The organism is Sphingobium sp. TCM1 (genome assembly GCF_001650725.1).
GTDB lineage: Bacteria > Pseudomonadota > Alphaproteobacteria > Sphingomonadales > Sphingomonadaceae > Sphingobium.
Genome location: NZ_LXVX01000024.1, coordinates 36,378 through 45,357 on the forward strand (window position 1 = coordinate 36,378; position 8,980 = coordinate 45,357).

Consider the following 8,980-nt stretch of genomic DNA (forward strand, 5'->3'; position numbering starts at 1 on the left):
TTTCCCGTCCATCAAGCAGGACTCGACTAAATATCGGCCAGAAGGTAAGTAAAAGCTAGCGACGTTCCCTCTTTCTTGCGATTCCCCTAACTCTGATACGTGCCGAACCCGCTTTAAGCGTCTGCACTTCTGGAATACGATAAAAATTTCATTCTCGACCCGAGTATTCGTACCGAGCCGCCTCGACTCAATCTTCGAACGGTTCCGAAGGTGCAATATAGCGACTTAATTGTTGCTCCAACTCAGACTGAGTTCGCTTTTTCTCATCGAAGTCGAGATCAGTCATCTCGACCATCTCTCTTGCGACGATCAGGTTACACAGCGCTGTCGTATCAGCACCTTCGCGCGGCGTATACCCGTGCTGTATGGCCGCCAAATCAGGCTCCCGAACGCAGTCGTGAAATTGATTGGCGATGTCTGCTTGGGCGTCCACCAGCTCGATGTCGCCATCGTCGCTCCTGTAGACTAAAAGGCGTTGCGATTGAGCGGGCGTCGGCGCGGGCACTTCTACCGTGGCCTGTGTAAGCTTCGCCCAGCGCATGAGCGCAAAGGCCTCTGAAAACCGGTTCAACCGATCAAACTCCGGAAATGCCGCCATCAGAGCAGGGAGGGCAGGATAGAAAGTCGTCCGGTCCTCAGGAAGATCGCATGATCTATCTTCGGGTTTTTTTGAGGGATCGTCGTCGCAAGCCTGAAACGCCAAAAGAGCATTTCGGCGTAGTTGATCGCTCACCGCCTGGGAGTTTCGGGTTCGTTCAACAGTGACTCTTCCATCGATTAGAATCACACTGAGTGGTGCATCGGTGATCTTGTAATAGCCCGCGACGACTTTTCTCCAGTCCATCGCCAGAGCGATCTGCTCCTCAGGAATTTGCGCCTTCCTTAGTCTCCGCTCAAACAGCGCTTGGTCGGTCATAAATTTGCGAGCATCAGCGACGATTGATGCATCAGCGAGGCTCGTCCCAAATAGTTTTGGGTGAACGACGAATAACGCTGTTTGTCCTCTAACGGTATGAAGGCCGCTTAGTCCGACAGCCTCGCTTGCCGCGACATTGATATCGGCAACAACTGCATTTGCGACCGCAACATCCTCCTGCCGAAACCGGCGCGTGGGCGCCACATCACCATTTTCGAGCACGACTTCGAACCGACCCCATGCGGTGCCGTCGACCTCAATCTGAGGATCAGCTACCCAGCTGAGCAAACGCGGACGCGGCATTTGGCTTATGTCGAGTTGATTGCCAAATAGCACCCCGCCAAAGCCGCGAGCGGCGATACGGGCGTCGCGAAAGTTTGGACGGGAGCCGCCGCTGGCGACCGTCTTGCCAATGTTCGAGTAGCGTTTCGCATTGTCGCCAGCTGCTCCGCCGGGAGTTCCGTCAGGAGCGCCGCCGAGCGCGGGCCCAGAGCCCGCTGGGGCAGGGGGATCGTCAATTCCATTGCTCCCAAGCGCCCAATCCACCGTCGCTTGGTTGATGTCTGAAGCAACCATTGCTTGCCGGGCCAGCTCCGACGCAGCCGAGTGCTGCTTCCCCTCAACGGCTGTTGAATTTGGCGGAGCCGCCCGCACCAACGGCGGCTCGATGAGGCTGGCAAGCGCAGGCTCCGATGCGAGAGCGTGACTGCCTTCGACCGAGAGGATCGCTAACCGCTTCAGACGCGCGAGCAGCTCGGGCGGGATACGACCGCTCTGAAGCGCTCTACTGAGCGCGTCGCCCGCGGAGGCGGAGTTGCGAATGATGTCGTAGACCGCGTCGGGTGAATGATTACAACAGCGGGAGACAAGGCCCTGAAGGCCACCGGGCATACGGCCAACGTGCTTCTCGAGTACAGCGACCACAGCCCTGATTTCGGGCGGCGGAGCAGCGGTGGGCAACGACGAGGGAAGTCTAAAGCGCGTCGCTTGCCGATCTGCGATGGTGATGCTCGCCGACGGTGCTTCAGGAAAGTAACTTGCGAGCGCCTTTTCAAATCGGATCGCGCGGGAGTGGTCCGCCGCAGCGATCCGGCTCATCGTGCGCAGATAGTCGGCGCCACCCTGCGCGCCACTGGCTTCGATCGCGGAGAAGTATCCGGTTTCAATCTTGCGAAGCGATGGCCACTGATCGAAGCCGGTCCAACGGGCGCGTGCCTCCTCTCGCGGGAATCCCATGTCTAAAAGTATTTGATCGGTTCGGTCTGGCTGCCCAGCAACGGCAGACGCCAAGACTTGTAGGGCGCGCTGATCCTCGCCTGAAAGCGCGGCGGGCTGCGCGGCGTTTGGGGTCGTCACAGTGAATGCGAAGAGCAGGAGCCAAGCGCTGACGAAAGAGCGGACGTTCAAACACACGCGCGTCATGTCGTGATTCCCACCCTGTCGAGAACTTTACCGAGAGCATCTTCAGACCCAAACCTTGCGCTAGCCGGTAGCGCTATGAGCAACGCGGCAAGCATCCTGGGGCCGAGAAAACAGGCCTGTTCGATTACCGACATCCAGTAGTCTTGGAGCGCAATCCGATTTGGGTCGGGCACGGCGCCTCGCATGATGATGAAGGCGAAGCGATCATCGTGCCGAATCGCCATCGAGTCCATCATCAGCGCATTGGCCTCACCAACCGCACCTGCGGCGGTGAGCGCCGTGGTTGCATTGGCAATGCGCTGAACAATCCGTAGAGAGACTGCAAACGTGTCGATAGGTGGACCTTTCGGCAAAGTGAGCAACAATCGCGCTCGCTCCTTCTCATCGTCTGGGGGCGCGCGCAGGATCTCGGCCCATTTCATGCTTGGGTCTAAAGCGCGAGCCGTTGCCTTGCCGTCGGGATGCTCCAGAGGCTTGGGCAGTGTCTGCCGTAGCAGTTCGAAAAGCTGATCCCAGCCGCGTTCGCCGTCACGCGCTATGTTGATTGCCTGAACGAGATCATGGCGATCGGCCCGCAGCGCCTGAACCTGCGAAGCAAGGGCGCGCTGACCGTCGAGCAAAACCGGGATATACGTTGCAGTTCCGGCGCGATGGCGGCTCAGCGCGACTGCATGCTCCATGCTAAGGTAAGCGCCCCCGTTCTCCCAAGAGATCGACCAGAAAACCACGATGGCGCGGGCTTTCATCAGCGCCTGATCGATTTGTTCCGGCCAGTCGCGCCCTGCTTCGATCCCGGGCGCCATGGGGGCGTCCGAACCGAAAGCGCTTGGGCTATCGATCCAGAACGCAAGTCGCGCGGCCTCGAGGCGCTTTACGAAGCCCAAGATCCTGGGCTTATCGGTGCTTCGGTGTGATAAGAACACAAACACGATGCCCCTCCGTTAACGAAATGCTCCACCATCAATTTACATAATCTGCGAACGGCCCGCAATTAATCACCGCGTTGACTTTGAGACGAAAGTTGATCGAGCCGCCTTGAAGTCGCAGACGACCATTTATGGCAGTCTGACATCTCCTCACCTTGATGACTAGCTGTAAATGTTGTCACCATGAGCACGAATTTGGCGGATCTGTCGTCGACGAAAGCATGCTAAGCTCGGCACTGGCAAAGAGCGTGAGCGCTCGGTCCAGGTCGCGCATCGGTTTGAAGGGGGCAAGGTGAGCCAGTCAAGGACGCTACTGCAGCGGATCGCGGATCCGTCACCAAAGAAGATCCTTTCCATAGACGGTGGAGGGATTCGTGGAATTCTCGCGTTGGAAATTCTTTCAGGAATAGAGGGCATGCTGCGGCGCCGCACCGGCAATCCAAACTACCGCCTGAGTGAGTATTTTGACTGCATAGGCGGAACCAGCACCGGGGCGATTATTGCGGCTGGCCTGTCGCTCGGCTTCGAGGTGGGACAGCTTATCGACTTCTATCAAAATCACGGCGAAGCGATGTTCCGGCGTGCGCACTGGTTTGATCGGTTGAGGTATAAATTTGAGGCGAAGCCTCTTGTCACGCTCCTCAAGCAAGAGTTTGGCGAACGGACGCTTGGGTCGCCCGATCTCCAGACGCTTCTCGTGGTCATGCTACGCAACGCCACAACTGAGTCGCCTTGGGCCGTGAGCAACAATCCCTATGCACTGTACAACGCTCCCGATCATCCCGGCCGCAATCTAAACTTGGCTTTGTGGCAGCTCGTCCGCGCGAGCACCGCTGCGCCGACCTATTTTCCCCCGGAGCGTGCCGTGCTTGGCGATCGGACCTTCCTCTTCGTGGATGGCGGCGTGACAATGTACAATAATCCCGCATTCCGCATCTTCCTCATGCTGACAGTGGATCGCTTCTGGCCGAGAGCCCCGAAGCATCTTGCGAGAGGCTGGGCGCCGGGCGTCGACAAGATGCTGCTCGTCTCGGTTGGGACAGGAACGAGCTCGGGAGCGAACGACCTCTTGGAGCCACGCGAGATGAACCTGCTGTTCAACGCCAGCAAGATCCCGTCGGCTCTGATGTTCAGCGCACTTGTTGAGCAAGACGAACTTTGCCGCGTCTTCGGCGACTGTGTGGCGGGCGATCATCTCGACCGAGAAGTTGGCACGTTGAAAGGTAGCGCGGGCCCGCTAGTCGAGAAGCTGTTCCGGTATGTGCGCTACAACGCGGACCTGACCGAAGGCGGGCTTCAGGCCATCGGTTGCGAGGGCATTAATCCCAGCCTTGTCCAGCAACTCGATTCTGTTGCTGCGATTCCAGAGCTGCGACGGATTGGAAGCGCGGTTAGTTGCCTCAAGTTCCGCGAGGACGATTTTGCGCTCGACACATTCCGTCCCTGAGCTGATTTCGCGTCTCGTGTGCCAGCTGGCTGGCAAGTTATTAGGCTCTCACCCGGCGACGGCGATCTGCGCACCGATCGGTCGGTCTCGTTGGCGGCCATTGACGCCTCTTAAGCCGCCGCCGGAATCAGCCAAGGAGGCTATCTAACCAGCAGGGACATCAGCCGACCTCTAAGAACCCACCAGCGTCTTGGCGACCGTGCTCGCACCGAGGCCATTCGGAAGACATCCGCGTCGCAGGGACGACAGCTATTACCACCGCGCGACCGAAAGCTGATTGGGTCGACGCCCCGACGGCAGGTTCAGCCGAAACCCGACCTCCACGATGGTGTTCGCAAATGACGGCTTCGTCCCCATCCCTCGCCATATGCAGACCCCACAGCCGGCACCATGCTGGCCAACAATTCCGGCTGGTCAGCATTTCCGATGGCGCTCCAACAACCGCTCAAGACTGGCTATCGGTATCAACGTTGCCGATCCGATCTTGACGATCTCAACCTCTCCCTCCTGGATCAGCTCATAGAGCTTGGATCGGCCAATGCCGGTCATCTTCACCGCCATCGCAATACGGACGCTGAGCGGGGCGATGACATGATCCTTTTCCTCGGGCGAAGGCGCGGCTGCCGGTCGAGTTTCTCTGTTGCGGGTAATTCTGTGCATGGGATGACGTCCTTTCATGGGTGATGAGGCTATGCAGGGTTGGAGGGTCGGAACGGCCCGTTGGGCCGCCCCTGCTGGCGAATTGAACTACGTTCACTGCGGGGTCCGATCAGCCCTGGATGGGGCGCAGGGATGGTCTCCTCCGCGTTCCGATCACCGGGCGTTGGTTCACCATCGGGCTTGATCGGCGGAACAAAGGATTTCGGCGTCGAGGCTGATGTGTTGTCCGGCGTAGCGGTCTCTTCGCTCGGCGCGTCAAGCCTGATCCCCGGCGCTGCGCGATCAATATAGGCCGGCTCGAACAGGCGTCCGTGCCGGTAGCGATCGGTGAACCGCACCACCGGAAGATCGCGCCCGAACCGGAGATAGCCGGTAAGGTTGGGGAGGTTGACGATCTCGGTCGGCATCACCAGCGGCCGCGTCACCTGCACGCGCGACAGGTTCACCCCGTCGCGCATGTCGTTGACCCCATAGGACATGCCTTCATTGGCCTCGACCTGCTCGACCTGGCCCAGATTGTCGGAGATGTGCCGGGCGGTCGGCGTATCGTTGGCGCGCAGCGCAATCCAGGTCGAGCAATAGCCGGTGAGCGCCGCGGCCTCCTGCCGCCCATAGGTGGCTTCGAGCTGCGGATAGGACTGGAACCCCAATATGCCGCAGCCGCCATATTTCCGCGCGCGTGCCAGGAAGTCGGAGAGCGATGGCAGGCGTTGCAGCGAGGGGAGTTCGTCGATGACGCAGAAGAGGCGGCGCTGCTGATCGGGAGCCATGCTCATGATCGCGTTGATGGCGATGTCGAGCCACATGGTAATGAGCGGGCGAAGGGTCGGCAGTTGGTCGGCCTTCACCGTGATGAAGAGCCAGCTGTCATCCTCCTCGATCGTCACCCAGTCGCGGATCGAAAGACCTTCATCGGTGTCATCAAGATAACGGAACCCACGCAGGACGGAGGCAAGCTCCGCCTGGATGCCGGCCGAAGTGCGCTCGCCCTCGGCGGAGACGAACGCCGCGCCGTCGGTATTCTCGACGAACTGCGCCAGGATCTTGAGGCTTGATCGCGTGATGATATCGAGGAGCGCGGAGACCCGCATCCGGTCCTGATGGACGAGAGTCCGCATGACCGCGACCAGCGTGCCCCGGGCGGACTTCGCCCAGAAGGGATCCTTGCCGCCATCGGGCACGACGGACTCGGCGATCTGGTCATAATGATAGTCGAGGGGGACATCGAACCAGGGCGACCAGCGCGCCGAACGGGTGTCGAAGGGATTGAGGATGATGTCCCGCCCGGGGCGGTAGAAGCGCTCGACGAAGGTCCCGGCGGTATCATAGACGATGGCGCGCTTCCCCTCCTTGCGGATGCCCTCGAGCATGGTGTGGAGGATATTGGTCTTCCCCGTTCCCGGCGCGCCACTCAGCAGGATATGCTCGGGCTCATAGGCGGCGGGGATCGCGATCCCGCCCACGCTCAGGCATCCCTTTGCCATGCCCCTCAAGCGCCGCCGCAACTGCCTGACCGTGGCAAAGCTCGCCCCGCGCAGGAACTGGTTGGAGCCGAGCCCACGCCCCGAGACAGTGAAATAATACCAGGCGGCGAACAGCATGATGAGGACGAAGATTGCGGTGCAGCTGCCGACCAGCTTGAGGCTATAGATGAGTTCGCTGCCTGCGTCCCTGGCGATGCCGGACCGCAGCAGTTCGTCGGCCCGCACCCAATATTGCCGTCCCCCAGGCGCGGTGAACAAGACGGGGCTGGAGGGACTGCCGACCACATAGAGCTGGAACCAGGCTTCCGCCATCTTGCCGAGCAGGAGCCGGGTCGTCTGATGCAGCACTTCATAGACCAGCCAGAGGGTGAGCAGGACCCAGAGGACGAGCCCAGCGAGCGCGGACTGTTTGAAGACCTGGGTGGTCATCCGCACATTGTGGACGGTCGCCTGACCACCCCTCGTCCAGGAACCCAGCGTGTCGTTGCGGAAGATGCTCATCGCGCCCGCCCCTCCTTCCCCAGCGAGGTGGGCCGCATTCCGCTCGCCGCCTCCTCTTCGGGTTCGAGCAGGCCCCGCTCCCGCAACATCGCGCGGGAGGCGGCAAGCGCCCGTTCAACGATGCCGCCCGACTGCTGCGCCGCCATTTCCGCGAGCAGCGCGTAGGTCTGGAGCGCGACGCCCAGCAGCTCGTCCTGGCCGGTATAGGCGTAGCGGCCACCGGGGACGGCGGCGTCCTCGATGAGGGGCCGCAGGAACTCCGAGACGGAGAGATTGGCGCCATAGGCCCGGAGGCGCAGCCTGCGGTGCAGGGCGTCATCGATCCTGATCGACAATGTTCGCATGTTTGAGCTGTCCTTCACACTGGACTGGCCCGCCATGCATGGCTGTAGCGCAAGGCGGACGGCCGCGCATCGGCCAGGGCAATGAGGTGCCGGTTCAGGGCACTGACGTGCCGATTGCCGCAGAATGACCGCCATCGGCAGCGACAATCGGACAGCGGCTCATTGGCCGATCATCAAGCCCAAGAAGGGACAAGGATATGACCCGTCATACGCGCATCTTTCCGCGCCGGATCAATCACTTGCCGCCAAATGCCAACCGGCCCTGTCACGCGCGTAGGACGCGAACCATGTCCCGCGCATGACGCGTCATACGGCATAATCCATTGTTATCACTAGACTTTACGGCGCAGCACCTGTGCGTACGGTGCATTACAATACGGCCTTGTGCCGATGCGTCAGCCATGCCGCAGCGGCTTGCCCGCTGCGACCGCCATCAAACCCTCATGGGCGGCCTAAACGGGAGAGAATCGGTCGCATGCCGAACCCGCCAGAATCGACATGTTGTGGCTGAAGGAAGGGAGTGACAGGGGTCAGACGGGGCGCTAGCGGTTTGGCTTCCCGTCCCCATCGATTGGACCATCCGCATGCTGCCGTCGCGCACCTACAGCATCTCGATCGACCGCAACTGGCGCGACCTTTACGAAGCGATCTGGCGGCCGGAAGTCTTCCCCAAATGGGCGTCGGGTCTTTCAGAATCCGATCTGCGGGAGGAGGATGGCAAGTGGATTGCCGATGGTCCGGAGGGGGCGATCACGATCCGCTTCACGCCCCATAATGACTATGGGGTGATGGATCATTGGGTCGATACCGGCGAGGGCAAGGAGGTCCATGTGCCGCTGCGAGTCATCCAGAATGGCGAGGGCTCTGAGGTCATGCTGACGCTCTTCCGTCAGCCGGGCATGGATGACGAGATGTTCGCGCGGGATGCCAAATGGATCAACCGCGACCTGCGCACGCTGAAGGAATTTGCGATCCGCTAGAGGGCCTGTTCGAGCTGTGCGATCTTCTCGCTGCACACGATATGGACGACGCGGCCCAGTTCCTCGACGCGTTCGCCAAGCCAGCTCAGCTCTTCCTCGCTGATGCGATAATGTTTGGAGTAGCGCGCCTTTACATAGGCGTCCTTGAGCTTCTCGAACATGGCCCGTTCCTTGCGGTTCGCCATGGGCCAGACCTCTCGCAGGCGGATATCCAGCCTTTCAGCTTGGGTGCGTAAAAATCCAATGTTGTGGTTGTGGGGGGTTTATGCCGAGCTGCGGACCTGTCTCTTATACACATCT

General features: G+C 60.4%; 7 protein-coding genes and 1 pseudogene. 2 read left to right on the top strand and 6 right to left on the bottom strand.

What is annotated here, in order from left to right; all coding sequences use genetic code 11:
- Positions 1-187: 187 nt before the first annotated feature.
- Positions 188-2,338 carry a hypothetical protein gene (locus A7Q26_RS16530; RefSeq protein ID WP_066861715.1) on the bottom strand — a complete coding sequence of 717 codons (2,151 nt, stop codon included), beginning with the start codon at positions 2,336-2,338 and terminating at the stop codon, positions 188-190.
- The gene (locus A7Q26_RS16535) at positions 2,335-3,267 is read right to left on the bottom strand and encodes a toll/interleukin-1 receptor domain-containing protein (RefSeq protein WP_066861718.1); all 933 of its coding nucleotides are present in this window, start codon (positions 3,265-3,267) and stop codon (positions 2,335-2,337) included. The genes A7Q26_RS16530 and A7Q26_RS16535 overlap by 4 nt, the downstream gene beginning before the upstream one ends.
- Before the next feature lie 289 nt (positions 3,268-3,556).
- On the opposite strand from A7Q26_RS16535, the gene A7Q26_RS16540 reads away from it, so the two are divergent.
- A complete protein-coding gene (locus A7Q26_RS16540) occupies positions 3,557-4,711 on the top strand; it encodes a patatin-like phospholipase family protein (RefSeq protein WP_066861721.1) in 1,155 nt (384 codons plus the stop codon).
- A 414-nt stretch (positions 4,712-5,125) separates the two neighbouring features.
- Here A7Q26_RS16540 and A7Q26_RS26245 read toward each other — a convergent pair whose 3' ends face one another.
- The 3 genes from A7Q26_RS26245 to A7Q26_RS16550 are packed head-to-tail and all read right to left on the bottom strand — an operon-like array spanning position 5,126 to position 7,700.
- A complete protein-coding gene (locus A7Q26_RS26245; protein WP_084439169.1) occupies positions 5,126-5,371 on the bottom strand; it encodes a helix-turn-helix domain-containing protein in 246 nt (81 codons plus the stop codon).
- Positions 5,372-5,400: 29 nt separating this feature from the next.
- Entirely contained in the window at positions 5,401-7,356 is a 1,956-nt protein-coding gene (locus A7Q26_RS16545) for a type IV secretion system DNA-binding domain-containing protein (RefSeq protein WP_066861724.1), read from the bottom strand.
- Positions 7,353-7,700, bottom strand: a complete 348-nt coding sequence (locus A7Q26_RS16550; RefSeq protein WP_066861740.1) for a hypothetical protein — start codon at positions 7,698-7,700, stop codon at positions 7,353-7,355. The genes A7Q26_RS16545 and A7Q26_RS16550 overlap by 4 nt, the downstream gene beginning before the upstream one ends.
- A gap of 584 nt (positions 7,701-8,284) precedes the next feature.
- Here A7Q26_RS16550 and A7Q26_RS16555 point away from each other — a divergent pair.
- The gene (locus A7Q26_RS16555; protein WP_066861727.1) at positions 8,285-8,680 is read left to right on the top strand and encodes a polyketide cyclase; all 396 of its coding nucleotides are present in this window, start codon (positions 8,285-8,287) and stop codon (positions 8,678-8,680) included.
- On the opposite strand, the pseudogene A7Q26_RS16560 reads toward A7Q26_RS16555, so the two are convergent.
- Positions 8,677-8,943, bottom strand: a pseudogene (locus tag A7Q26_RS16560) (nucleotidyltransferase); the annotation flags it as partial. The gene A7Q26_RS16555 and the pseudogene A7Q26_RS16560 overlap by 4 nt on opposite strands.
- Positions 8,944-8,980: the final 37 nt, after the last annotated feature.

Excerpts from the sequence above, each read along its gene's own strand:
- A7Q26_RS16530 (WP_066861715.1), bottom strand. The coding sequence starts at position 2,338 with ATGACGCGCGTGTGTTTGAACGTCCGCTCTTTCGTCAGCGCTTGGCTC.
- A7Q26_RS26245 (WP_084439169.1), bottom strand. The coding sequence starts at position 5,371 with ATGCACAGAATTACCCGCAACAGAGAAACTCGACCGGCAGCCGCGCCT.
- A7Q26_RS16550 (WP_066861740.1), bottom strand. The coding sequence starts at position 7,700 with ATGCGAACATTGTCGATCAGGATCGATGACGCCCTGCACCGCAGGCTG.
- A7Q26_RS16545 (WP_066861724.1), bottom strand. The coding sequence starts at position 7,356 with ATGAGCATCTTCCGCAACGACACGCTGGGTTCCTGGACGAGGGGTGGT.
- A7Q26_RS16555 (WP_066861727.1), top strand. The coding sequence starts at position 8,285 with ATGCTGCCGTCGCGCACCTACAGCATCTCGATCGACCGCAACTGGCGC.